Source organism: Archangium sp. (assembly GCF_036277355.1).
Classification (GTDB): Bacteria; Myxococcota; Myxococcia; order Myxococcales; family Myxococcaceae; genus Archangium.
In genome coordinates this window covers 69,231-93,841 of sequence record NZ_DASUNC010000084.1, presented here as the reverse complement: position 1 = coordinate 93,841, position 24,611 = coordinate 69,231, and the positions used below count along the sequence as shown (strand labels likewise).

At 70.1% G+C, this 24,611-nt stretch carries 17 protein-coding genes; 6 read left to right on the top strand and 11 right to left on the bottom strand.

Going from position 1 to position 24,611, the window contains the following annotated elements; all coding sequences use genetic code 11:
• Positions 1 to 25 precede the first annotated feature (25 nt).
• Both VFZ09_RS22480 and VFZ09_RS22475 read right to left on the bottom strand, forming a co-directional pair.
• On the bottom strand, positions 26 to 3,682 hold the full coding sequence (locus tag VFZ09_RS22480) for a protein kinase domain-containing protein (protein WP_414640730.1): 3,657 nt from the start codon (positions 3,680 to 3,682) through the stop codon (positions 26 to 28).
• A gap of 208 nt (positions 3,683 to 3,890) precedes the next feature.
• On the bottom strand, positions 3,891 to 5,576 hold the full coding sequence (locus tag VFZ09_RS22475) for an amidohydrolase (RefSeq protein WP_329729695.1): 1,686 nt from the start codon (positions 5,574 to 5,576) through the stop codon (positions 3,891 to 3,893).
• Between the two features lie 74 nt (positions 5,577 to 5,650).
• On the opposite strand from VFZ09_RS22475, the gene VFZ09_RS22470 reads away from it, so the two are divergent.
• The gene (locus VFZ09_RS22470) at positions 5,651 to 7,912 is read left to right on the top strand and encodes a choice-of-anchor D domain-containing protein (RefSeq protein ID WP_329729694.1); all 2,262 of its coding nucleotides are present in this window, start codon (positions 5,651 to 5,653) and stop codon (positions 7,910 to 7,912) included.
• Between the two features lie 80 nt (positions 7,913 to 7,992).
• Here VFZ09_RS22470 and VFZ09_RS22465 read toward each other — a convergent pair whose 3' ends face one another.
• The 5 genes from VFZ09_RS22465 to VFZ09_RS22445 form a co-directional block, all read right to left on the bottom strand.
• The gene (locus tag VFZ09_RS22465) at positions 7,993 to 12,177 is read right to left on the bottom strand and encodes a kelch repeat-containing protein (RefSeq protein WP_329729693.1); all 4,185 of its coding nucleotides are present in this window, start codon (positions 12,175 to 12,177) and stop codon (positions 7,993 to 7,995) included.
• A 394-nt stretch (positions 12,178 to 12,571) separates the two neighbouring features.
• Positions 12,572 to 14,467: a M56 family metallopeptidase gene (locus VFZ09_RS22460; RefSeq protein WP_329729692.1), complete on the bottom strand. Its 1,896-nt coding sequence runs from the start codon at positions 14,465 to 14,467 to the stop codon at positions 12,572 to 12,574.
• Complete coding sequence (locus tag VFZ09_RS22455) at positions 14,464 to 14,850, bottom strand: BlaI/MecI/CopY family transcriptional regulator (RefSeq protein ID WP_329729691.1); 387 nt, start codon at positions 14,848 to 14,850, stop codon at positions 14,464 to 14,466. The genes VFZ09_RS22460 and VFZ09_RS22455 overlap by 4 nt, the downstream gene beginning before the upstream one ends.
• 134 nt (positions 14,851 to 14,984) lie before the next feature.
• Positions 14,985 to 16,715: a hypothetical protein gene (locus VFZ09_RS22450; RefSeq protein WP_329729690.1), complete on the bottom strand. Its 1,731-nt coding sequence runs from the start codon at positions 16,713 to 16,715 to the stop codon at positions 14,985 to 14,987.
• 166 nt (positions 16,716 to 16,881) lie between these two features.
• Entirely contained in the window at positions 16,882 to 17,637 is a 756-nt protein-coding gene (locus VFZ09_RS22445) for a rhomboid family intramembrane serine protease (RefSeq protein WP_329729689.1), read from the bottom strand.
• 127 nt (positions 17,638 to 17,764) lie between these two features.
• Here VFZ09_RS22445 and VFZ09_RS22440 point away from each other — a divergent pair, with 127 nt between their 5' ends.
• Positions 17,765 to 18,718 carry an alpha/beta fold hydrolase gene (locus VFZ09_RS22440; protein WP_329729688.1) on the top strand — a complete coding sequence of 318 codons (954 nt, stop codon included), beginning with the start codon at positions 17,765 to 17,767 and terminating at the stop codon, positions 18,716 to 18,718.
• 12 nt (positions 18,719 to 18,730) lie between these two features.
• On the opposite strand, the gene VFZ09_RS22435 is transcribed toward VFZ09_RS22440, so the two are convergent.
• Positions 18,731 to 19,252 carry a YkgJ family cysteine cluster protein gene (locus VFZ09_RS22435; RefSeq protein ID WP_329729687.1) on the bottom strand — a complete coding sequence of 174 codons (522 nt, stop codon included), beginning with the start codon at positions 19,250 to 19,252 and terminating at the stop codon, positions 18,731 to 18,733.
• A gap of 185 nt (positions 19,253 to 19,437) precedes the next feature.
• On the opposite strand from VFZ09_RS22435, the gene VFZ09_RS22430 reads away from it, so the two are divergent.
• Complete coding sequence (locus VFZ09_RS22430) at positions 19,438 to 19,953, top strand: hypothetical protein (protein ID WP_329729686.1); 516 nt, start codon at positions 19,438 to 19,440, stop codon at positions 19,951 to 19,953.
• A gap of 26 nt (positions 19,954 to 19,979) precedes the next feature.
• Here VFZ09_RS22430 and rnz read toward each other — a convergent pair whose 3' ends face one another.
• Positions 19,980 to 20,903, bottom strand: coding sequence for a ribonuclease Z (gene rnz / locus VFZ09_RS22425; protein WP_329729685.1), 924 nt, complete (start codon positions 20,901 to 20,903; stop codon positions 19,980 to 19,982).
• Between the two features lie 133 nt (positions 20,904 to 21,036).
• On the opposite strand from rnz, the gene VFZ09_RS22420 reads away from it, so the two are divergent.
• Entirely contained in the window at positions 21,037 to 21,729 is a 693-nt protein-coding gene (locus tag VFZ09_RS22420) for a DUF2293 domain-containing protein (RefSeq protein ID WP_329729684.1), read from the top strand.
• A gap of 6 nt (positions 21,730 to 21,735) precedes the next feature.
• Here VFZ09_RS22420 and VFZ09_RS22415 read toward each other — a convergent pair whose 3' ends face one another.
• Entirely contained in the window at positions 21,736 to 22,218 is a 483-nt protein-coding gene (locus tag VFZ09_RS22415) for a DUF6714 family protein (RefSeq protein WP_329729683.1), read from the bottom strand.
• Positions 22,219 to 22,224: 6 nt separating this feature from the next.
• Positions 22,225 to 22,617 carry a hypothetical protein gene (locus tag VFZ09_RS22410; RefSeq protein ID WP_329729682.1) on the bottom strand — a complete coding sequence of 131 codons (393 nt, stop codon included), beginning with the start codon at positions 22,615 to 22,617 and terminating at the stop codon, positions 22,225 to 22,227.
• A 156-nt stretch (positions 22,618 to 22,773) separates the two neighbouring features.
• Between VFZ09_RS22410 and VFZ09_RS22405 the strand changes: the two genes are divergently transcribed.
• Both VFZ09_RS22405 and VFZ09_RS22400 read left to right on the top strand, forming a co-directional pair.
• Positions 22,774 to 23,508, top strand: a complete 735-nt coding sequence (locus VFZ09_RS22405) for a helix-turn-helix domain-containing protein (protein WP_329729681.1) — start codon at positions 22,774 to 22,776, stop codon at positions 23,506 to 23,508.
• Positions 23,505 to 24,611: an efflux RND transporter periplasmic adaptor subunit gene (locus VFZ09_RS22400; RefSeq protein WP_329729680.1), complete on the top strand. Its 1,107-nt coding sequence runs from the start codon at positions 23,505 to 23,507 to the stop codon at positions 24,609 to 24,611. The genes VFZ09_RS22405 and VFZ09_RS22400 overlap by 4 nt, the downstream gene beginning before the upstream one ends.

Genomic DNA, 24,611 nt, shown 5'->3' with positions numbered 1-24,611 from the left:
GCGCGGATGCGTGCCGGTCCCGGCGTCACCCACGCCAGGACGCGGGCACGCGTTTGCGCATGTCCTGGAGGTGATGCTCCCACTTGCGCTGGAGGTAGGGATTGCTCTTCAGCGTCTGGTTGAGCTCCTCCCAGACCTGGAGCGCGCGCGCTTGCTGCTCGGGCGAGGCGGGGTCCTTCGCCGCGAGCAGGAAGAACGCACGCATCACCCTGGCTTCCTGCCACTCGGGGCGTTCGAGCACCAGATGCTCGGCCAACGCGAGTCCCTCGGCCTGGAGCTGACTGGGCTCTCCACCCTGTTGCCGCGTCCAGGAGGCCCACTCCCAATAGAGGTGGCCAAGGGCCCGCCGCAGCTCCTGGTTCTCGGGCTCGGAGTCGAGGGCCGTGCGCAAGACGTCTCGCGCGAGCTGGAAGTCCTTGTCCGGCTCCTGTCCCCGCCGTGCCTTGGTGAGGGCCTGGACCTCCAGGAGCCTGCCGTGCTGCAACGCGATGTAGGCGTCATGGGCGTTGAGCTCGCGGGCCTTGCCGATCTCCTTCAAGCCCTGCGCCAGGCTCTGAGCCGGGTCGCCCTCATGCTCCAACTCGAACAGGGCCTGGTTGTAATGGAGCCAGGCCAGGTTGGCCCAGGGGAGGTGGCGCCGCTTCCCCATGCCGGAGACTTCCCTCAGGACCGGCTCGGCCGCGCGCACGCTCGGTTCCGGGTCTTTCCCCTGGAGCCTCAGGTACTCGGCATGCAGGGCCCGGAGGAAGCCCAGGCTACTGCGGGAGAAGTAGTGCTGCGGAGAGGCGATGATGGCCTGTCCGAGAAGCTTCTCGGCCTCTTCGAACAGGGCGTGGGGATCTCCTCCACGCTCCATCTCTTCCCGGGCCAGCTCGGCCAGGTCGTACGCCTCATTGTAGCGGTAGAGCGGGGACTCGGGGTTGATGTCGCCCCCCAACCGGAACAGCGCGCGGGACTCGAGATACTCGGGCCGGGGATCTCCACCCCTCACCTTGAGCCTCCACGCCAGCTCCCGGTGGACGAGCGCCTCATGGTAGTAGAGCACCGCGTAGTGGGGATTCACGGTCCGTGCTTCCTCGAGGAGCCGCCTGGCCTGCTCCAGGTCTCTGCGTGGATCATTGCCGTGGCGGCTCACGGCTCGCCTGTAATACGCGGTGGCGAGACTGACCCGCGCGATCATCTGGCTCGGGTCCATCATGAGGGCCGTGTGAAAGGCCTCGATGGCCTTGCTCGCGGGGGTCAGGTCGTCCGCGCCCGGTGAAGTCTGGGACTCGTGGTCCGCCCAGGTCTTGTAGATACGGCCGCGCAGCATGTGGAACGCGGGGCCCTGGTGCTTGGGGGCAATGCGCTCGATGGCCGTGATGGCTTCGCGGAGTTTCTCGCGCGGATCCTCCCTGTGGTCGTAGAGGTTCTTGGACGCCTGCCACAGGACCCACCCCAGCTCGAGCCTCGCCTCTGGCCGCTCGGGCTCGAGCATGCTGGCGGCCTTGATGGTCCCGAGTGCCTGGTCCAGGAGCCGCTGCGCTTGCTCCGGTGGGAGGTTCGGGTCGCCGGCGAGCAGGAGGTGGAAGCGGGCCTCCAGGAGCCTGGCCTCGTAGGCACGGTCGGGCGCGACCGCGATGGCGCGTGACACCGCCTGGAGTCCCTGCTCGTACAGGGACTGGATGTCCTTGCCATGGCTGGAGGTCTCCATCTCCAGCCAGTCGCGCTCGAGCTGCGCCCTGGCCAGATGGAGGTCGGGATCTCCGCGGCCGATCTCCGCGGCCTGGGCATAGGCGAGGCGGCCTTTGCCGAAGGCGGTCCGGGCCTGCGCGTATTCGCCCAGCTTCCAGTGACGGGAGGCCCACGTCAGGTAGATGTCTCCGCGAAGCCGGGGGGCCGCGTAGAACCCGGGAGGGCCTTCGCTCAGCGCATCCAGGCGGCCCAGGGCGTCCTCGAGACGCCCTTCATGCCAGGCGATGAGCGCCTGCACGTATTCATGCGGCACGGAGTCATCCAGGCCTTCCAGGTTCTGGAGCTTCTCGAGCAACGGTTTGCGCAAGCGCAGCTCGAGCTCCTGTCTGCGTTCCTGGAGCCATTCGTCCGCGGGGAGCTCACCGGGTTCCGGGTCCTTGCCGAGGCGCTGCCGGTATTGGCGCTCCATCTCCAGGCTTTGTTCCTGGTGGAACTGCCCCAGCACCAGGGCGAGGGAATAAGCCACCTCGGGCTCGCGGTAGCCCTGGCTCCACGCGTTCTCCAGGTGCTCGCGGGCCTTCACCCTGTCCCCGAGCGCGAGGTGGCCCCGCCCCAGGGCGTAGTGGCCCGGTCCCTGGCCCCGGGGGCCGGCCTCGCGCATCCAGGACTCCAGCTCGTGCATCCACTCGCGGAGCTGCTCCCGGTCACGGATGGGGTCTCGCGGCGGCGAGAGATGGGCGTGGAGCATGAAGTTCTCGATGTCCTTCACCCTCGCGGTGTAGCGGCTGAGCAGCTGCTCGAGCTGGGCGAACTCGCGGCGGAGCAGGAAGCCATAGCCCCCGGCGAGCGCCATCAGGGTGAGCGCCATCGAGCCCAGGGTCACGGCGGCCCGCCGGTGCCTGCGGGCCTTCTTGCGCAGGCGGTACCAGAATCCTGCGGGCCGAGCGTGCACCGGCTCGCCATTGAGGAAGCGCTCCAGGTCCTCGGCCAGGGCGCGTGCCGAGTCGTAGCGGGCCGAGCGCTCCTTCTCCAGGCACTTGAGGACGATGGCCTCCAGGTCCACCGGGATGTCCTTGTCGAGCGCGCGCGGCGGCCGGGGCTCCACGGAGGGGATGTTGCTGAGCACCTCCAGGTGGTTGCTGCCCTGGACGGGATAGGTACCGGTCAGCAGGTGGTAGAGCGTGGCGCCCAGGCTGTACACGTCCGCGCGCCGGTCCAGCCGCGTCACCTCGCCGCGGGCCTGCTCGGGCGCCATGTAGTGGGGCGTGCCCAGCACCGAGCCCGAGGCCGTCATCCCCTCCTTCCAGTCGCGCGCCAGCCCGAAGTCCATGACGTAGCACTTGAGGCTCCCGTCCTGGGTGCGCTCCACCATGATGTTGGAAGGCTTGAGGTCCCGGTGGATGAGGCCCACGCGGTGGGCCGCGTGCACGCCCTCGGCGGCGTCCCGGAGCACCATCGCCTTCTGCTCGGAGGAGAGCTCCCCGGCGAGCTGGTTCAACGGTTGCCCGTCGATGTACTGCATGGCGATGAAGGGTTTCCCCTGGACCTCGCCGACCTCGTACACCTGACACACGCGCTCGTGCACCACGCGCGCCTGGGCCCGGGCCTCGAAGACGAAGCGGCGCGCGGCGTCGGGGTCGTCGCCGCGGACGAACTTCAGGGCGACGTCGCGGCGCAGCCGGGGATCATGGGCGAGGAAGACCTGGCCCATGCCTCCCTGGCCGAGCAGGCGCATGAACTGGTAGCGCTCCCAGCCGGGCACCGGAAAGTCCGCGGCCTGCAGGACGGGGACCTCGCGCGAGGGACGGTGCACCGTGACGGTGTCGTCCGACGGCTTCTGCGTGGTCCGGGTCTGCTCCTGGGACTCCTTGCGCAGCGAGACGAGGGAGTCCTCGGACAGCCGCCCCCGCTCCACGAGCAGCTCCAGCGGAGCTCGTCCCAGGCGGAGCGCTTCCTCGCGCAGGGCCTCCGCCTCCTCCCGGGACAGAAGGCCCTCGGCCACGGCCATGCGCAGCTCCGAGTCGAACGCGTTGCTCACGAAAGTCCCCCTGATGGTGAGCGGCATCTTACGACTCCCTTCGCGCGGGTGAAGAGCCCAGGCTCCAGCAAGGGGTAGGCCAGCGCCCGGTTCGCCGGGGGTGGTGCTCCACGGGGAGGGTTTCGACATGTCGAAGCGGGTGTTCGACATGTCGAAACGGGGACGTCGACACCGTGGCTCAGCGGGCCGAGTAGACCTCGGCGCCGGCCACCACGGTGAGCTTCACCCGGGCGGTGAGCAACTGCGAGGGGGGCGCGTCCACCGGGTCCACCGAGAGCGCGACGAAGTCCGCGTCCATGCCCGGTTTCAGCCGGCCCCGCTCGTTCTCCGCGAACGCCGCCTGGGCCGCACCCACCGTGAAGCCCTCCAGGGCCTCCTCGCCGCTCAGCCGCTGCGCGGGGTACCAGCCGTTGAGGGGCTGGCCCTCGGCGTCCTGCCGCGTGCGCGCCGCGTACAGCCCCAGCAGCACGTCCGGGCGCTCCACCGGGAAGTCACTGCCGAACGCCAGCAGCGTCCCCGCCTCCTTCAGCTCGCGCCACGCGTACGCGCCCTGGATGCGCTCGGGCCCCACGCGCGTCTCCGCCCACGGCATGTCGCTCGTCGCGTGCGTGGGCTGCATGCTCGCCACGAAGCCGCTCTTGCCCAGCCGGAGGATGTCCTCCCGCCTCATCACCTGCGCGTGCTCCACCCGGTGCCGCAGGTGGCGCGTCCCCGTGGCCTCCGCCTGGCGCAGCAGCGTCTCCAGCACCAGCGTGTTGGCCCGGTCTCCAATCGCGTGCGTGGCCACCTGGAAGCCGCGCTCCATGAAGTCCTTCACCCGCGCCTCGTACTCCTCGGGCGAGAGCAGCAGCAGCCCCCGGTGGGACGGCTCGTCGCTGTACGGCGCGTGCAGCGCCGCGCCCCGGCTCCCCAGCGCTCCGTCCAGGCTCAGCTTCACCGCGCGCAGCGTCAGCATCCGGCCCTGGAAGGGGCCCTCGCGCAGGTACGTCTCGCGGTCCGCGCCCTGGCCATCCGCCATCACGTAGAGGCGCAGCGGCAGCCGGCCCTCCTTGTCCCAGCGCTGCATCAGCCGGAAGGTGCGCAGGTCCATGCCCGCGTCGTGCACGCCCGTCAGCCCCACCTCGGCACAGCGCGCGAGCGCCGCGGCGAGCCGTGCCTCGTGCTGCTCGGCCGTGGCCGGCGGCAGCACCGCGCTCACCAGGTCCATCGCGTTGTCCACGAGGATGCCCGTGGGCTCCCCGTTCGCGTCGCGCAGGATGCGGCCTCCCGCCGGGTCCGGCGTGTCCTTGGTAATCTTCGCGCGCCGCAGGGCCTCGCCATTCACCCAGAGGGCGTGGCCGTCGATGCGCTCGAGCGCCACGGGCGTCCCGGGCAGCTTCGCGTCCAGCTCCGCGCGGCCGGGGAAGCTCTTCTCCGGCCAGTCGTTCTGATCCCACCCGCGGCCGATCAGCCAGTCCCCCTGCCAAGCGGTGGCGGGAGCGGAGGCCACGCGCGACAGCACCTCGTCACGCGAGGCCGTGCCCTCCAGCCGCACCCCGGCCAGGCCCGCGCCGAGGCCCGCGAGGTGCCCGTGCGCGTCCGTCAGGCCGGGCACCACCGTGGCCTCTCCCAGGTCCACCACGCGCGCGCCCGCTCCCGCCGCGGCGAGCACCTCGTCCCGGGTGCCCACCGCGAGCACCTTCCCCGCGCGCACGGAGAGTGCCTCGGCCATGGGCCGCTCCGCATCGAGCGTCCGCACGCGCCGCGCCACATAGACGGTGGTGGAAGAGGTGGCGGGTTGCTGCACCTCGGACGCATGCCGGGCACAACCGGCCGCGCACACGACGAGGAGCACCGCGCCGAGAAGAGACTTCATTCCGTGCATTGCACACCTTTCGGACTGCCCCGGTTGCCGGGGTCGGTGGCGGCGCACTCTGGCGCACTCACGTGCGCGTGGGAATGCGTGGGCGGGTCTTTGGTGGATCCTACGTACCCCCCTTAATGTTCCGACCGGACGCTCTGATTCACACACAAGGGGGATGGCTCGTGCTTCGGCTCCATTCATTGTCAATTCTCGTGGCTCTCGGTCTGCTGACCGCCTGTACTTCTGGTGCTCCGGCGGCGGAGGACGTGCCGTCGCAACCTTCGTCACACGTGTTGCAGCGGGCGCCGCTCCGGATGCCGCCCACCCTCCAGCTCTTTCCCAGCAGCCTCGACTTCGGTGCTCAGGAGGTGGGTACCACCAGCGCACCGCAAATGGCGACGGTGCGAAACACCGGCTCCGATCCCCTGTACCTCGGCGATGGCTCCATCACCGGGCCCTTCCTGGTTTCACCATCCGGTCCTCTCACCGTGCCGCCGGGTGCCACCCAGGAGCTCTCGGTGACGTTCAAACCCACCACCGAGGGGTCCAGTAGCGGCACCCTCGTCTATTCCAGCAACGACCCGTTCAATTCCCGCGTGACGCTCTTCCTCGCCGGCCAGGGGGTCCCGCCCATCGAGGTGAGCCCCACCAGCCTCGACTTCGGAGAGCAACGCGTGGGCACCACCAGTGCGTCCAGGTCGGTGACGATCCGCAACGCCAGCAGCGCGAGCTTCACCGTCACCGGCATTTCCACCACCGCGCCCTTCGCCGTGTCGGCCGCTTCCACGCCCTTCACCCTGGCCCCGGGTGCGTCGCGAGTGGTTTCCGCGACGTTCAACCCCACCACGGCGGGCAGCGTCTCGGGCACGCTCACCCTGAGCACCGATGCCCCTTCCTCGCCGAGCGTCTCCATTCCCCTGGCTGGCAGGGGCGTGAAGCCCACCCTCTCGGTGAGTCCCTCCTCGCTCGACTTCGGAGAGCAGCGCGTGGGCACCACCAGTGCGTCCAGGTCGGTGACGGTCCGCAATACCGGCACCAGCGCCCTCGCCCTCTCCGCCCTCACCCTCTCCAGCGGGGCCTTCTCCCTCTCACCGACGACGATTCCCCTCACCCTGGAGCCGGGGACTTCCCGGGAGTTCGCGCTGACGTTCAGCCCCACCTCCGTGGGCGCTTTCACGGGGACGCTCGGCCTGACCTCCGATGACCCGGACGCACCGAGCGCCTCCGTTCCCCTGGCCGGCGTTGGCGTCGAGGCAAAGCCCGAACTGGAGGTGTCCTCGTCCCGTCTCGACTTCGGTGCGTCCAACGTGGGCTCGAGCGACGTCCTCCGGGAGCTCCGCTTCCGCAATCCGGGCGACACGGCGGTGACCCTCGCCTCGGCCACCATCGATGGCACGGCCGCGCTCGACTTCACCCTGGGCGCGTCGGTCTCCTTCCCGTTGACGATCTCCGCTGGCGCCACGGTCACCCTCTCCCCGAGCTTCTCCCCGCGGGCGGTGGGTTCACGCGAGGCCCGGGCCACCTTCGGCCTCGAGGGGGCCGCCCAGGACTCCGTGGAGGTGGTGCTCGTGGGTGAAGGCACCTCGCCGCTGGTGGCGGTGACTCCCGGCCGGCTGGACTTCGGCACCTGGCGGGTGGGGGACACCGTCGCGCCGCTCTCCCTCCGGTTGCAGAACACGGGGACGGGTCCGCTCACCGTGCCCACCGTGGCGCTGGGTGGCGCGGATGGAGCCCGGTTCACGCTGTCGCTCCCCTCCCTCCCCCTTACCCTGGCACCGGGGGCGTTCCTGGACGTTCCGGTGACGCTGACGCCGGATGCGGTGCGGACCTTCTCGGCCACGCTGGGGGTGGAGTCGGATGACGCGTCCCAGCCCCGCGTGGAGGTGCCCCTCGTGGGCAAGGCGGTGGCCAGTGCCCTGTCCCTCGAGTCGACGAGCTGGGACTTCGGTTCGGTGGCGGTGGGGACGCGCAGCGAGCCGAGGACCCTCACCGTCACCAATGTGTCCTCGACTCCCAGGACGGTGGCGCGCGTACAGTCGACGAGCGCCGCCTTCGAGGTGGAGGGGCTCCAGGGAAACACGCTCGAGCCGGGCGCGAGCGCCACCTTCCGCGTCCTCTTCCATCCGGAGGCCGCGGGCGTGGTCAGCGGCGAGGTGCGCCTGACGCTCCAGGGTGAGAGCACCGCCGATGCGGTGCTGGCGGTGAATGGCACGGGCACCACCACCTCCTCGGTGCCCGTGTCCGGGTGCTCGTGCAACAGCGGTGGCGGTACCGGCATGGCGGCGAGTCTCGCCCTGCTGGCCCTGCTGGCCCTGAGCGGACGCCGCACCCGCGGGGCGGCACGCTCCACGCGGTAGAAAAGGAGAGGGGCCCCGGACCCGGCGAGTGGCTCGCCAGCCCGGGGCCCCTGTTCATCGAGGCCCTTCAGCCTTCCACGTCACCAACCGCCGAAGCTGTACACCTCGGACGTGTACTGGCTGGAGGTGCTGAAGCCCGCGGTGATGAGCACCTTGCCTCCCGGCAGCAGCGAGGCCGTGTGCTCGTAGCGGTTCTGGCCCATGGTGCCCGTGGTGCACCAGGTGCCCGTCAGCGGGTTGTACAGCTCCGCGGAGGCGTGGATGCCCGTGGAGGCGTCGTAGCCGCCCACCGCCAGCACCAGCCCGTTGGGCAGCGGCGTCAGCGAGTGGCGCCGCCGGGGAGAGAGCATCTCGCCGGTGCTCATCCACGCGCCCGTGGCCGGGTCGTACAGCTCGGCGGCGTTGCTCTGCGCGCCGTCCTTGCCGCCACCGGACACCAGCACCTTGCCGTTGGCCAACAGCGCGGCCGCGTGGAAGCCACGCGCCAGGTTCAGGGTGCCAGCGCTCGTCCAGGTGCCCGTGGCCGGGTCATACAGCTCCGCGCCCACCAGGCAGTTGGTGCCCGTGCACTCGTCGCCGTCGTCGGTGAGGCCACCGGCCACCAGCACCCGGCCATCCCGCAGCAGGGTGGCGGTGAAGGCCCGGCGCGCCGTGGCCATGCTGCCCGTGGCGCTCCACGCGCCGGTGAACGGGTCGTACACCTCGGCCGAGGCGAGCAGCGTGCCGGAGGAGGTGGTGCCGCCCATCACCAGCACGCGGCCGTCCGCCAGTGCCACCGCCTGGTGCTCGCGGCGGTACGTCACCATGTTGCCCGTGGCGCTCCAGGTGCCCGTGGCCGGGTTGTACAGCTCCGCCGAGGTGCTCGCGCTGGCCCCGTCACCGCCCGCCACCAGCACGGAGCCATCCGCCAGCAGGGTGGCCGTGTGGAGGCGGTGGTTGGTGTGGGGGCTGCCCGTGGGAGTCCAGGTGCCCGTGGCCGGCGAGTACAGCTCCGCCGAGGGTGCCCAGTTCCAGCCGCCGAGCGTCAGCACCCGGCCGTCCGCCAGCACGGTGGACGTGTGCTGCAGGTGCAGGGTGTTGGTGCCTCCGGTGGGCAGGAAGTGGCCCGAGTTGGGCCTGCAGCAGTTGGTGGGGCCCTTCACCACTTCCACCACGCGCGTGGCCGTGGCTTCCAGGCCCGCCGCGTCCTTCACCGAGTAGGCGAGGGTGTAGCTGCCCGGGATGTTCGGGTTCACGCTGCCGGACACGGTCACCTGGGAGCTCAGGTCCCCGGCGCACACGTCCGTGGCGGTGGCGCCCGGGTCGGTATAGGTGTCCATGCCGCACACGAGGGAGACGGAGTCACCGCCGCGGAGCGTCAGCAGGGGAGGCCGGGTGTCCGTCACGGTGACGGTGGTGGAGCAGGTGGCCTGGAGGCCCGCCATGTCCGTGGCCGTGTAGGTGACGGTCGAGGTGCCCAGCGGGAAGGACGTGGCCGAGGGCGTCACGCTCTTGAGCTGGCAGACATCCGTGGCGGTGGCCGTGGGCGCACCCGCCGGGTTGCTGGCATCGCACTCGAAGGTGGAGGGCTCGGGGCACGTCACCTCGGGAGGCACCTCGTCGCGCACCGTGACGCCGAAGGTGCAGCTGGCCCGGTTGCCCGCCTCGTCGAAGGCGGTGCACACCGTGGCCGTCCTGCCCACGGGGAACGTGGTGCCGGAGGCCGGCGAGCACGCGGTGGTGACACGTCCGCACTGGTCGCTGGCCGTGGGCGTGAAGCTGCCCTTCGCGCCGCCCGCGGTGCACGCGAGCACCTGCTCGTCCGGGCAGGTGATGGTGGGCGCCACCATGTCCTTCACCGTGACGGTGGCCTCGCAGGAGGAGGCGTTGCCCGCCTTGTCCGTACAGGTGAGCGTCACCCGCTTCGTGCCCATGCCGAACGGGCAGTCCGGCGTCTGCGTGCAGGTGATGCTGTCCCCCGTGTCCGGGTCGTACGAGCCGTCGTTCACCGAGCCGCATCCGCCCGTGCACTCCTCGTCGGCGGCCACCGTGACGCTCTTGCAGCGCGCCACCGGCGGGCGGTTGAGGCAGTAGGTGCCCGGGCAGCTCGGGCCGTCCACCGGGTCATCCCACACCACCTGCTGCGAGCCCGTGGCCGGCTCCGGCAGACCCGCGCTGTAGGCGAACACCTTCACCGTGTTCTCGCAGGACTGCAGCGCCGCGTTGAAGGAGAAGGCCGGGTCCTTGCCGCAGTTGGTGCACAGCTCCACCTGGGGCCCGTCGTTGATCTGATACCAGATGCGATCCACCTCGGCCGGGGCGCTCTTCACCACGCCGGTGACGGGCGTCTTGTTCCCCGAGGAGCAGCGGTTGATGGGGTTGATGATCACCGACAGCGGAGGAACGAGCTTCAGCCGCTGCCCGCATCCCAGGGTCACGCCGATGGGAGCGAAGTTGGCGGTGTTCACCTCGCCCGCGGCGTTCACCATCTGGGCGCTCGGGCTCACCGTGAAGGTGCCCTGCGGGAGCGTCATGGACAGCAGGCCCGTGGTCTTCGCGTAGCTCTGGGGCGAGCCGTAGCCATTGATGTATGGGTCGCCGTAGAAGGCGCCGCTGGCCGAGTAGGAGGTGTTCCTGCCCTGCCAGTCGGTGCCGGTGAAGGAGCCCGACACGGAGGCCGTGGGGTTGTAGAAGCGTCCCAGGTCCGTCCGGTAGAAGAGCTGCACCTCGTTGAAGCAGTACTCGTGGTCGATGCGGAATCGGTCCTCCGGGGCCATCAGCCTCGTGCGGGTCACGTTGGGCGCCAGCTCGAGCGCGCCGCTGCGGAACCGGTTGGCGTCATACAGGCCGGGCCGGGTGGAGAAGGAGGCTCCCTCGGACCAGAAGCGCAGCCGCATCGAGCTCTGGGTCCACGAATGGGGAATGTCATACGGGTTGGGCAGCACCTGCTCGTAGTTGGAGGCGAACTCGCCGGTGCTCGGCAGGAACGAGCCCGGGAAGCCGCTCATCGAATAGCCACTGCCCGCGGACGCGTACATGCGCGACTCGTCCACCCAGGTGTCGTTCGGGATGCCATCCCCGTTGCTGTCGTAGTTGCCCTCGAAGTAGAGCGTCTGCAGCGTGCTGGTGGAGCCGGGATGGAGTGGCACGTAGGGGTCCGCCAGGCGCACCGAGCCATAGAAATAGGCCGGTCGCATGGCGAAGGCATGGCGGGTCTCCCCATCGATGACCCGCGTCAACGGAGTCGTCTGATTGCCCACCACTTTGACGCCGCCTGCCGGGTTCCAGGAGGCGAGATAGGGCATGTGGACGATGGTGAAGTCGCGTCCCTTTCGCAGGTAGCTATACGCGTACATGGTGTAGCTGCCCTCGAGCATGTTGGACATCTTCCACCACTTGGAGGGGTCGCCGAGCGGCGCCGTCACGTCCAGACCGGAGAAGGAATGGCCATAGGAGGAGGGCCCATAGGCGTAGAGGTAGCGGTTGTAGGTGAAGGGCTCGCCAGAGATCTCGAAGGGCCCGGTGATGTTGCCGTAGACAGGCGGAGGCGGCGGGGGCGGCGGTTCGGGAACGTGGGGCACCTTGCAGACGCGGACGACCTCGTCACACTTGACGTTGCTCCAGGAGACCGGCACCCACGTCTGCACCGGTCCGCCGGTGGTGTTGACGGTGTAGTAGAGGTTCGCCGAGCCGCTCGAGCCCGGCGGCACGAGGATGGTGATGCGTCCCTCATGCGTGAAGTTGTAGTAGTAGTTGAGGAAGACACTCTTCGCCCAGTCCGGGCTCGTCGCGCAGGTCTCGTCCGTGCCGAGCTGGAACTGCACGGCGCCCATACAGCCCGTGAGCTCCACGTCCGTGGGTCCCGGCTGCACGTTGCGGGGCTTGACTCGTGCACCCGTGGTGGTCGGGAATTGGTAGTGCCAGAGCCCCCGGTAGGCCGAGACGTTGTAGACGACGCCGTCCTCACCTCCCGCCGCGGCCTCCACCAGCATCTCGAAGGTCAGCTCGGTGGGGCTGGTGTAGGTGACATTGTAGGTGCTGGCGCTGTAGCCCCCGGGAACGGTGCTGGAGGCACTCGCGTAGCCATTGAAGTGCCACGGGTCCGCGGCCAGCAGCTTCAGGATGTCGGGGTTCGTGTTCGTCAGCCGGGCCTTTCCCCGGAGGACGTTGGGTCTCAGGTCGACGCTGCCCCCGCCCGCGGTGGCGGAGGCCAGTCCCATCACATCCCCGCCGGCCCATTCCCCGGCGGGGGCGAGTCCCTGTTGCGTGGGCAGCAGGCTCTGCACTCCCCCCTCTGGGATGGCCGTTTCCCAGGGTTGCGGAGGATTGAGCCTGTCTTGCCAGGGGCTTCCGCCCGGAGGAGAGAGCACGGATGGCTTCGCATCTGGCTCAATCTCTTTCATCCCTTCCTGTTCGGAGACACCGCAAGAAGTCAGACAAACACCCACGAGCACGGTCAGGAACCGTGCGTTTCTTTCATACATCGAGCCCCCTGTGTGTGTTTTCACCTGGAGTGTGAAAACGCTACGTATTGTGAGGGGGCTGTCGATTGTCTTTCAAGGGGTTTGTAGAGTTCTTCCGCGGTTTGAGCCGCGAGAAGAAGCGGATTACGCGTACGTGTGGGAATTCATGCCAGCGTTTGAAATGTGAATCAATGGGCAGGAATTCCTGGCGAACCGCTCAGCGCTTCACGGGCTCGGCGGTGCCCTTCCGCACCGCGTCATCGAGCAGGGTGCGCGCCTTCTGCATGGCCTCCAGGTGGGCCTTCTCCATCTGCTCGCCGAGCGCGTCCATCTGCCGGCCGTACTCCTCCATGGGCGCGCTCAGCTTCTCCATCTCGCGGCCAATCTCATCCATCGGCTCGCTGGCCTTCTCCATCTCGCGGCCGAGCGCGTCCATCTGCTCGCCAATCTCGTCCATCTGCTTGTCGAGGGCCTCCTCCTCGCGCTCCAGTTGCTCCATCTGCTTCGCGAGCTCCGGGGACTCCTTGCCGTGCTCCTGCTCGTAACGGTCCTGCGCGCGGGAGAGCTCCGCCTGCTTCAGGGTGAGTTCCCCCATCTTCGCGCCGATTTCGCCCTGCTTGCCGCCGAGCGCTCCCATCTTTTCGCCGAGCTCGCCCATCTTCCCGCCGGCGTCGCCCTGCCTGCCGCCGAGCTCGCCCATCTTCTCGCCCAGCTCGGACATCTTCTCGCCCATCGCGCTCTGCTTCTTGCCGATCTCCTCCACGGGAGCGAAGGTGCTCTCGAAGGCCTTCAGCGTGGCCGCGTCGCGGATGAGGTACTCCTGCTCATCCCGGCGCAGGTAGAGGACGGGCAGGGGCCCGTTGCCCACGAGGGCGCGCGCCCTTCTCACGTCCCGCCGCGAGCCGGCCATCGACGCGTCGTTGTTCGGGCGCAGGAGGACATAGGCGAACATGTCGTCCTCGTCCTCGTTGTCCACGATGATGGGCGCGCTCGGGGGCACGGGCGGCTTCGGCGGGACCGGAGGCGCCGCGACGGCGAGCAGGGGCGTGGCGGTGGGCGTCTCGCGGGCCACCACCTGGAAGGGCACGAGTGCCACCAGGGCGAGGCCTCCCAGGGTCCAGCGAACCCAACGAGCGCGGTGCTTCGAATCGGTCCCAGCGTGTTCCAGCATGGCGATCCTCCGTTTCAGGGCTGCGAGGTGTGACGAGGCACCAGGCACCGCCGCGGCAGCCGGAGCGCGGGCGACACCAAAGACGAGGAGAAGACGTCCGTACTCACGGGGCCCGGCCCCGGTGGCCTGGAGCGCGGCGGCATCACAGGCTTCCTCACGGGCGAGCGCGTACTCGCGGCACGCGCGCCGCACGAGCGGGTGGAAGAAGAGCGCCACCTGCGCGAGCGCCGGCACCCAGCCGAGCCACAGGTCTCCGCGCCGCACGTGGGCGAGCTCGTGCGCCAGCGCCATGCGCTGCTCCAGCGGGGACAGGGTCTCCAGCGCGCGGCGCGGGAGGATGATCTCGGGGCGCAGCAGGCCGAGCGCGAGCGGGCTCGGCGCATGCTCGGAGACGAGCAGTGGGGGGACGCGCGTGAGGCCCAGCTCGCGCCCGAGCACCTCCGCCGCCTGCTGCAGCGAGGCGTCCTCCAGGGGCCGGGCCTCGCGCCGGATGCGGCGCAGCTGCACGAGCCCCCGGAGCAGCTCGCGGCCCTGCCAGGCGATGCCTCCGAGCCATACACACAACGCGCCCAGCAACAGGGGCCGCCAGTCCGTGTGCGTCTCCGGGGGCTTCGGGGCGCGCATCTCCAGGGCATGCACCTCCGGGGTGGTTTCGCCCACGATGGGCATGGCGGGGGCCACCGTGCGCACGACGGCCACGGGCGCCTCGGGGGCGGGCAGCAGGGGCAGGCGCACCGGGCCGGGCGCGCCCAGGCCCACCAGGCACTTGAGGGCCACGAACCACCACAGCATGGTGCGCACGGACGCGGGCAGCCTCGGCAGCAGCCGCGTGAGCGCCCACACGGCCAGCGCGCAGAGCGCTCCCTGCCACGTCACCTGCCACAGCGTGCGCAGCACTCCCAGCCCGTGCTCCATCACCGCGTGCATGTCCACGGCGCTCATTCCTCCCCCTCCTTCTTCGACTTGAGACGGGCGACGGCCTCCTCCAATTGCCGCAGCTCCTCGTCACTCACCTCGTCGGCCTGGGACAGCCACGTGGCGAAGGGCGACAGCGAGCCCGCAAGCGACTTCTTCACGAAGTCCCCCACCACGCCCCGCAGCAGCTCCGCCAGCGGCACGCTCGAGCTGTACTGGTAGACGCCCTCCACCTTGTGCCGGGTGAGGTGCCCCTTGGTGCGCAGCCGCTCCATCACCGTGAGGACGGTGGAGCGCGCCAGCCCCTGCGGCTCGCCGAACTTCTCCGCCACCTCGCCCACGGTCACGGGTCCGTGCTCCGCCACCCAGCGCAGCACCACCAGCTCCTGGTCTCCCACTGGCTTCTTCATGCCCCTCACCTGCGTGACTACAAGTGTCGTCACGAAGCAAGGTAGCGGTGACTACGGTTGTAGTCAAGCCGGCTGGGGCAGGGGTGTTCTTGCGGGGTGGGGCCCGTGGCGTGCTGGAGCCGAGATGAAGCCGCTCAGGTGCGCTCGAGCACCAGCTGCGTCCAGTCCGCGCCCAGGCGCAGGCGGGGCACGGTGACGGATCCGTCCGAGGCGGCGGTGACGGTGCCGCTGGCGGTGCCGAAGGTCCAGCGGATGCGCTCGCCGGGCAGACACCGGAAGCGCTGCATGCGCCGGGGCGTCACGTCCACCACGGGCGAGTCGGTGACGCCCGGGCCAATGACGGCACGCAGCGGCATCACGAAGCGCCCGTGCGTGTCCACGAGCTGGCGGGTGTCCCAGCGCAGCGAGCGGTTGAGCATGCCCGCCACGTCTCCATCCCAGCCCGTGTCGCCGGCCACCTTCGGGTCTCCCGCGTAGCCGGAGTCGTTGCGCCAGGGCTGGCGGCCGTTGCCGCCGGTGCCCGGGTTTCCATCCCACGTGGAGTGGCTGAAGGCCGGGAAGGCCAGGTCACGCCGCAGCAGCGTCTGCGCATCCGCGCGCGGGTTCCAGCCGCGGTCCCACCAGCGCGGGCCCAGCCACGGGTCCGTCTCCACGTGTCCGCCCTCGTCCCAGACGGCGACGTGGCCGATGTGCTGGGACTGGAGCATCCCGTAGAAGGACGCACCGGTGAGGCTGCTGGGCCCCACCACGGAGCCGAAGTGGATGATGGGATCGTCCTTGCCGTGCTCCAGGAAGAGGAACTGCGAGCGGGCGCCGGGCTCGTCCCGCAGGGCGCGCGTCAAATCCAGACGGCTCCAGACGCCGAGGCCATCCGCGCCCGGTACCTCCTCCTCGGGCATGCCCCACAGCGAGGAGAGCTGCGCCAGCCGCCAGGGCCGGTGGGCCCGCGCCACCGGCTGCGCGTGTTTGGCGAACACCCCCGCGAAGTGCCGCGAATCCAGCAGGCCGAGCGCCAGCGCACCCGCACCGCCCATGGAGTCGCCCTCCACGAAGACGCGCTCGGGGTCCGCGCCCGGGTAGCTGCGCAGCACCCACTCCAGCAACGCCAGCACCCGGCGCGCGGTGTACGGCGGCACGGCGCCCGCCAGCGTCTGGCTGCGCGGCAGGCTCTCGGAGTAGCCCCACCAGTACGTGAGGTTCGGGTCGCTCGGCTCGATGACGAAGCGGTCCGGGGACACCTGCGTCCGCGGAGGCCAGTTGCCCACGCCGTGCAGGCGCACCGTCACCGGCATGGGGTAGCCGGCCGAGGCCGCCAGCGGCACCGACACCACCGCGGGGAAGGTGCGCCCGGCGTACCCGGGGCTGTCCAGCCACGCGTCCGTGGGCTGCTCCAGCGTCAGGCGCAGCGTGCCGTGCAGCTCCTCGCGCTCGAGGATGCGCGGCTCGGGCGGGCGCACGGTGTCGCGCACGGCGATGGTCATCTGCGTGTGCGCCGTGGCCCGGCTGTCCTGGGCGGTGAACCTCACCTCATGGCGCCACCCGCCCTGGATGAAGTCCGGCTGGAAGGTGAGCGTGCGAGCGGCCTCGTCCCACTGCGCTCCCGGCGGCAGCCCGTCCACGAAGACGCGGGTGGGACCCTGGGCGCCTTCCACCTGGACGGTGACGCGCAGCACCTCCTCCTCGTTCACCGTCTCGAGGGGCGGCACCCGCAACGTGAGGGCCTGAGGTCCGTTGAGCGTCAATGGATCCGTCTCGGACTGCGCGGACGCGCCTCGCGGCGAGTCCACCAGCAACAGGGCCAGCAGCCCCAGCGCGAGTGCCGGGTGCCGCGGAATGCAAGACCGGAACTGCCTCCCCCAACGCATGGTGCCACACCCTCACGAGCGGTGTCCGAGGGAGGCGAGTCCCCCGGGCCGCGGTTCGAAGCCCTACTGAGTTACTGAGCAAACCGCGTGCCCCTGACGCGCACGCGAACCGACGTCCTGGCGCCGCTCTTCCCGACGCCGCTGCTCCCCGCGACGCCTCCTTGCTTCACGGATGGTCCGGATGCAGCCGATGCCTCCACCGGGTGCGCTGGTGGGTGAGCGCATGGTTCTCGAAGAACTTCACCAGCACCACCCCCGCGAGGAAGCCACCCACGTGGGCCCACACGGCGACCCCGCCCTCGGCCTGGAGCTGGTTGAGCTGGGGCAGTCCGGTGAGGACCTGCACGCCGAACCACCACAGCAGCACCACCCAGGCGGGCAGGGGGATGACGAAGAAGAAGAAGAGCATGTTCACCCGCACGCGCGGGTAGAGGATGAGGTAGGCGCCCATGATGCCGGAGATGGCGCCCGAGGCCCCCACCACGGGCACGGGCGAGGCGGGGTCCACCAGCACCTGCGCCGCCGCCGCCGCCAGGCCGCAGACCACGTAGAAGACGAGGAAGCGCAGCCGGCCCATGCTGTCCTCGACGTTGTTGCCGAACACCCAGAAGAAGAGGCAGTTGCCCAGCAGGTGGCCCCAGCTCCCGTGGAGGAACATGGAGGTGAGGGGGGTGAAGCGGTTGATGGGCGCGTTGTCCACCACGCATGACAGCCCCTGGCCGAGCGGCACCGCGAGTCCCACCGGCGCCTGGTGGGTGAGCTCCCCCGGGACGAGCCCGAGGTTGCACACGCTGGCGACCAGGGCCACGAAGTTCAAGCCGGCCCCCTGGACGTAGAACCAGGTGAAGCCGATGACCGCGAGCAGCAGGTAGGTGACCACCGGCCTGCGGAGTGTGGGGTTGTCGTCGCTGAGGGGAATCATCGGGCGGCTCCAAGATGTCCACGGCACGGCGGTGGGGGAGGGGGAGTGCTGCATTCCTGTACGGCGCCTGACGTCCCGCCCCGAGGCCGCTTCCTCACGATAGGGGACGACCCTAGCTCTGTGCCCCATGAATCCCATCACCCCTCGCTCCGTTTCGTTGCCGGGTCTGCGCATGCAGGTGTTGGAGGCGGGCCCCGCCGAGGGTCCGCTGGTGCTCCTGCTGCACGGTTTTCCCGAGCTGTCCGAGAGCTGGCGCGAGGTGCTGCCCCGGCTGGCCGAGGCGGGCTTCCGGGCGGTGGCGCCGGACCTGCGCGGCTATGGCGGCACGGACCGGCCCGCGGAGGGGTATGACCTGGACACGCTGGCGGGAGATGTCGTCCAGCTGGCGAGGCACCTGCGGCCGGACCGTCCCGTGTACCTCGTGGGCCATGACTGGGGCGGGGTCATCGCCTACCACGTGGCGGCCATGCACCCGGAGGTGGTGGAGCGGCTGGCCGTCATCAACGCCCCGCATCCGGAACGGATGGCGCGGGAGATCTGGAAGCCCGCGCAGCTGGTGCGCTCCTGGTACATCTTCTTCTTCCAGTTGCCCCTCCTGCCCGAGCTCCTGCTCTCCGCACGGGGCGGCGCCCTGGTGCCGCGCATGTTGCGGCGGGCGATGGTGGACCCCTCGCGCGTGCCTCCGGGAAGGCTGGCGGAGTACGAGGCGAACTTCTCCAGCCGCGAGGCGGCGCGCGCGGCCATCGACTACTACCGCGTGGCGTTCCGCCGCACCGTGGACCCGCGCCGCCTGCGCGAATCGAGGCCCTACCCGCGCATCCGCGCGCCCTTCCTGCTCATCTGGGGCGAGCAGGACACGGCCCTGCGCAAGCAGCTCACGCGGGGACTGGAGCCGTACTTCGAGCAGAAGCCCGCGGTGCAGTACCTGCCCGAGGAGGGCCACTTCGTGCCGCTGGAGGCCCCGGAGAAGGTGGCGGCGCTCCTCATCGAGCACTTCTCCGCGGGGCGGGCCCTGACGGAGGAGGAGGCGCGCTGGCCGCGGCAGACGGAGTCCCTCGAGGGACAGCAGCCCCCGGCGTGAGTCGGCCCCGGTTCACTCGTCGAGGTGGAGCTTGCGCACCAGCTCCGCGTACTTCTCCGGCGGGAGGTGGGCCTTCAACAGCGCCTGCCTCATCTGCTCGCCCTTCTTGTAGGAGGCCGAGTAGCCGCACTCGGGGAAGAACTCCGGCAGCGCCTCGTAGACGAGGTTGCGCGGGTAGTCCCGGCACATCCCCGGCCGGCTGTCGTAGGAGTCACACTGCTTCGTCACCGGATCGTAGTGCGTGCAGCGGAAGACGAAGAGCTTGAGGCGCCGGTCGTCGCCGACGAATTCGAAGCCGTTGACGACGCGGTGCCACGTCAGCGTGAGCCAGCGCAGCGAGCGCAGGAAGAACACGGGCCGGCTCACGGGGATGACGGGCGTCTCGCAGCACCGGCCGCAGCCGTTGCAGGAGCCCTTGAGCCGGTAGCGTGGCTCTCCCCGGGCCCGCAGCACCAGGCGGGTGAACCCCAGGTCCAGGGTGTAGCGCACCAGCGCGATCCGTTTGATGGCACGGCGGAGGAGCCCGTCCTTCATGGGCGGGCAGTGTACCCGGGTGCCGGGCCTTCACGACTCCCCGGGTGGGTTCCAGGCGAGCTGCTGTGTTTCAGGCCCTTTGCATGGTTGGCTCGGAAGCGGGTTGTCCCCGGGTCGTCTTGGCGCGGGGAAGGGGCCGTGCTTCAAATCGACTCCTCATCTTCAATCCGTGGGGGAGGAACCGAATGACACCGCCGATGCGCTCGCCGTGGTCCCTGTCGTTGGTGCTGCTCGCCGTTGCCACGCTCGCCACCGGATGCGCGGCCAGCCGCCGCGAGGCCTACATCCAGGACAAGGCGGCCCAGTACGTGTACCGCAAGCCCATCGCCGAGGTGTGGCCGCAGGTGCGGATGCTGTTGAAGGAGAAGGACCTGCCGCTGCGCGAGGCCCCGGGTGCCTTCGAGATCAGCACCGACTGGCACATGGTGGGCGCGCCCTCGACGCTGGGCACCAACTACGTGCGCTACCTGGTGCGCGGCAAGCAGCCGAGCCCGGCCATGTGCAAGGTGGAGATCTTCAAGCAGAACCGCGTCGAGTCCGGCCCGGGCCCGGTGGACTCGCGCAGCGGCCAGCGCCAGAACCTCGGCACGGACACCACCAACCTGGTGCGGGACATGGAGATGGAGTGGGAGCTGATGCAGCGCATCGACCCCGACGCGGCCAAGGCGCTGCGGGCCGAGGCCGAGAGCACCATCAAGTAGGTGCCAGGCAGGGCAGGGCCCCGCGCTCAGTCGCGCAGGGGCAGCTCCACGGTGAGCCCGTCGTAGGCGACCTCGACGGGCCCCTTGTACTCCTCGCGCGCCTGGGTGAGCAGCCGCGAGGGGTCGGTGTCATGGCGGCTGGACAGGTGCGTGAGGATGAGCCGCTTCGCGCCGGCCTCGCGCGCCACCTGGGCCGCCTCGCGGGCCGTCGAGTGCCGCGTCTCCTGGGCGCGCGCCTGCTCGTCGTCGGAGAAGGTGGACTCGTGGATGAGCAGGTCCGCGTCCTTCGCCGCGCGCACCAGGGACTGGCACGGCCGGGTGTCGCCGGAGATGACCAGGCGCCGTCCGGGCCGCGCGTCGCCCACCACCTCGTCGGGACGGATGGTGCGGCCGTCCGGCAGCATCACCGTCTCGCCGCGCTGGAGCTGGCCGTAGACGGGCCCCGAGGGAATCCCCATGGCCCGGGCCTTCTCCAGGTTGAACTTGCCCGGGCGCTCGTCCTCCTGCAGCACGTAACCGAGCGCGTTGATGCGATGGTCCACCGCCACGGCCTGCACGCTGTAGCCACGCCGCTCCACCTTGTCGCCGTCGCGCAGCTCGTGGAACTCCACGCTGAAGGACAGCTGCTCCACGCCCAGGTGCACGGCTTGGTGCAGCAGCCGCCGCGCCGGGGGAGGCCCGTAGAGCTGCACGGGAGTCTCCCGCCCCATCATCCCGAGGGTGCGCAGGAAGCCGATGATTCCCAGGTAGTGGTCGGCGTGGAAGTGGGTGAAGAAGACGGCATCCACGGTGAAGCCGGTGCCGTAGCGCACCATCTGCCGCTGGCTGCCCTCGCCACAATCGAAGAGGAGCAGGTCCGCGTCCGCCTTCACCGCGAGCCCGGACAGGTTGCGATGCAACGTCGGCTGTGCGGCCGAGGTGCCGAGGAAGGTAAGCCTGAGAATGGACATGCCGGCGCTGCCCATGAGTGAAAGACCCTCCCGCCCGCGACCGAGCGCTGGCGACATGCCCCATCTAGCAGAGGTTGACGCGGGGGCGCTTCCCCCTCTGACTCGGCATGCGGTATAGGCGCCAGCGGCCGACATGAGCGACTCCCTCACCGTCTCCCCCACGAGCGACCCGCGCCGCGTGCGCGCGGCCGATGGCGCCCTCCTCTCCATCCCCCCGGGCTGGGCCCTGTTGCCCCCGGGTGATGCCGGACTCACCCGCCGGGTGAAGGCCGCCGGTCCCAGCTGGACGGTGGTGGAGAAGAAGGGCCGCAAAATCTTCTCCCAGGGGGTGTGGGCGCCCGAGGCCCACATCACCGCCGCCCGGGCGGCCCTGGAGACGGAGCGCGCCACCCCGGCCTATGCGAAGAAGCGGGAGGCGGACGTGCGCCGCCGCGAGCGCGAGCAGGCCGAGTACGAGGTGGACTTCGCCAACGCGGTGCTGCGTTTCCTGGCCTTCGCGCCCGTCTTCACGGCCCAGGCGAAGAAGCTGGCGGTGGCGGTGTCGGCCCATGCGACGCCGGTGGGCAGTGGCACGGTGGCGCGGACCGAGCGCATCCCCCTCGAGCGCCGCGCCGAGGCGGCGGTCATCGCGTGGATGCGTCACCAGACGACGGCGTACGACAACCTGCAGATTGCCCGGGTGAAGGGCGCCCGCCGCGAGGTGCGCCGCGAGCTGGCCGAGGTGTCCCGCGCGGTGCTGGACCTGCACCGCCGCGACGTGCCCCACGCTCCGGCCGCGTGCCCCCTGTGCACCGCCCTGGGGCGGCTCGGCGCGCCTGCACCGTAGCCCTCGCTACTGCCGCTCCCAGTACCTCTCGAGCGCGAGACGGGGCTCCTGTCCCTGCGAGAAGTAGTGCGAAGCCTCGTCCCTGGCGTACTCCAGGAATGCCCGGACGGCCCGCTTCTGCTCAGGGGAGAGCCCTTCGAACCGGTCGAGCTGCCAGTCGCGAAGGCGCTGCTCCTCGGGGGTGGACCCCTGGGGAAGGGTCAGACCATAGACGGTATGGGGCATCAGATTGCCGTGGTCCTCCAACGCGGCCAGCAGGTAGGCGGGGAGGTAGTACCTGAAGCCCTCCGAGCTCAGGAAGGAGCTGGAGTGGTACTGAAGCTCGGCGGGGGATAGCTCCCTCCAGTGCCGCCCCTTGAAGGCGTGGGCCAGCTCCGCGCTCTCCCAGTCGTCGGCGTCATAGCCGATGCGGTCATCCCCGGGATGGGGGGCGTCGGCGAAGGCGGCTTCGATCCGCCGCTGGAGGGCTTCACGTCTGGAGCCTGGCATGACGGCTCACCGGCACTGCTTTGGGCAGCGCTGCAGGTCCATGAGCCGTGAGCACTCAGCGGCGCCGCTCCGGTAGTTCTCCACTTCCCTGCGGTGATTCTCGTCTCCCCCTCGGAAGCACTTGTCCATGATGGCCACCCTGGCGCTGATGCATCGCTGATACTTCAGTAGGTTCGCGAGCAGCTCGGCACAGCTTTGGTACTCGTGGCACCGCATGCTCGTCGCCTTGCAGGCGCGCCCGACCTCTTCCTTCAACAGCTTGTGTTCCTCCTCGGAGCAGTCACCGGGGGCACGGAGTGGCTGCCCGGCGCTGAGCGGACCAGGAAAAACGCAGACGGTCCCAAGTAGCAGGAGGGCGCATGAACCCTGAATGCGTCGGGCAATGAGCGCGGGCAGCATGGGCGGGCACGCTAGACCCGGGGCTTGGAAAACGCTCCTTCATGATTGATTAGTGGGGATGATTGTTTTGATGAGTTTATATGTCGGTGTTTCTGACCCGAGATTCAGTAATCCCCTGGCGGAGTTTCTGACCGGCGGGTTAGTCATGCGGGCGTCATGGCGCGTCCCGCGGATCCACATGCCCGTGCAGCACTCATCGCCGCCGCGCGAGCGGAGTTCGTGAAGAAGGGTCTGCGCGGCGCGCGCATCGAGGACATCACCGCCGCCTGCGGCCTCTCCAAGGGCGCCTTCTACCTGCACGCCGCCTCCAAGGAGGCCCTCTTCGGCGAGGTGGTGGCCGAGTTCACCTCCGCGATGAACCTGCTCATCGAGCGGCGCATCCAGGAGATGGAGCGCTTCCACGCCGAGCACGGCTCGCTGGAGGCACGCGACGTGGCCGAGCGCTCCGAGCGCTACGAGCTCCTGGTGCGGATGAGCACCGAGTCGGACCTGGGCACGCTGGAGCTGATGTGGGCCTACCGCGACGTGGTGCACGTGCTCATGCGCGGCAGCCAGGGCACCGAGTTCGAGTCGCTCATGTGGGGCATGGTGGACCGCGAGGTGTCTCGGGTGACGCAGGAGTTCCAGCGCCTGCAGAAGGACTGCGTGAGCCGCGCGGACGTGCCCCCCACCGTCATCGGCTCGCTCATCGTCGGCACGTACGTGCTGCTGGCCCAGCAGATGAGCCAGATGGAGCAGAAGCCGGACCTGGCCGCGTGGGCCCGCTCCATCCACCGGCTCATCCGCGAGGGCAGCCTGCCTCCGAAAGCCGCCACCGCGCCCAAGAAGACTTCCCCGCGCAGGCCGAAGGCCCGCGCCGTTTCCCGTCCCCGTAGCACCTCGAGGTCATGACCGTGAAACTCTCCAGGACGCCGCTCGTCGCCGGGCTCGCCGCCGTGGGCCTGGCCGCCACCGCGCTTCCCCTCTCGGGCTGCAAGGCCGACGCCGCTCCGGCCACCACCCCCAAGGCCGCCGTGCCGGAGCTTCCCGCCGTGACGGTGCTCTCGCCGCGCTCGGTGAAGACGGCGCTGCGCGAGGAGGTGACGGGCACGCTCTTCCCCGCCCAGGCCCTGCAGGTGGGCTTCGAGGTGGGCGGCCGTCTGGACAAGGTGCGCGTGAAGAAGGGCCAGACGGTGCAGGAGGGCCAGGTGCTCGCGCAGCTCAACCCGGAGATTTCGGACGCGCAGCTCGCCCAGGCCCAGGCCGCCGTGGCCGCCGCCGAGGTGAGCGCCGCCATGGCCGCCGACGTGGCCGGCCGCAACGCGAAGCTGCAGGAGCAGGGCAACGTGAGCGACCTGCAGAACCTCACCTCCAGCACCCAGGCGAAGCAGGCCGAGGCGCAGCTGCTCGCCGCGAAGGCGCAGCTCGCGCAGGCGCAGGCGGGCCGGCGCAAGCACGACCTCAAGGCGCCCTTCACCGGCACCGTCGTGGACGCACCCGAGCAGGTGGGTGCCATCGTGGGCCCGGGCGTGCCGATGTTCTCGGTGGAGAACCTGGGCACCCTGCTGCTGAAGACGACGGTGACCGATTCCGTCCGCGCCCGCCTCAAGCCGGGCACGAAGGTTCGCGTCGAGGTTGTCGGGGGCGGCGCCTCCACGGACGAGGCCGTCATCCGCACTGTCATCGCCTCGGCGGACCCGGCCACCCGCCGCATCCCGGTGGACATCCTGGTGCCCAACAAGGATGGCCGCTTCGTGGCCAACACCCTGGCGCGCGTCCTCCTCCCGCTGAGCGAGGAGCAGGAGGCGCAGGCCGTGCCCGCCTCCGCGCTGTCCTCCTCGGGCGGTGACCATGTCTTCGTGGTGGGCGCCTCGGGCGAGGTGCGCCGCGTGGACGTCCAGGTCATCGAGCGCGGCATGCGCGAGGTGGTGGTGAAGGCCGCCGCTCCGCTGGACAAGGTCGTCGAGTACCCCACGCCGTCCCTCACCGAGGGTACGCGCGTCTCCGTGAAGTAA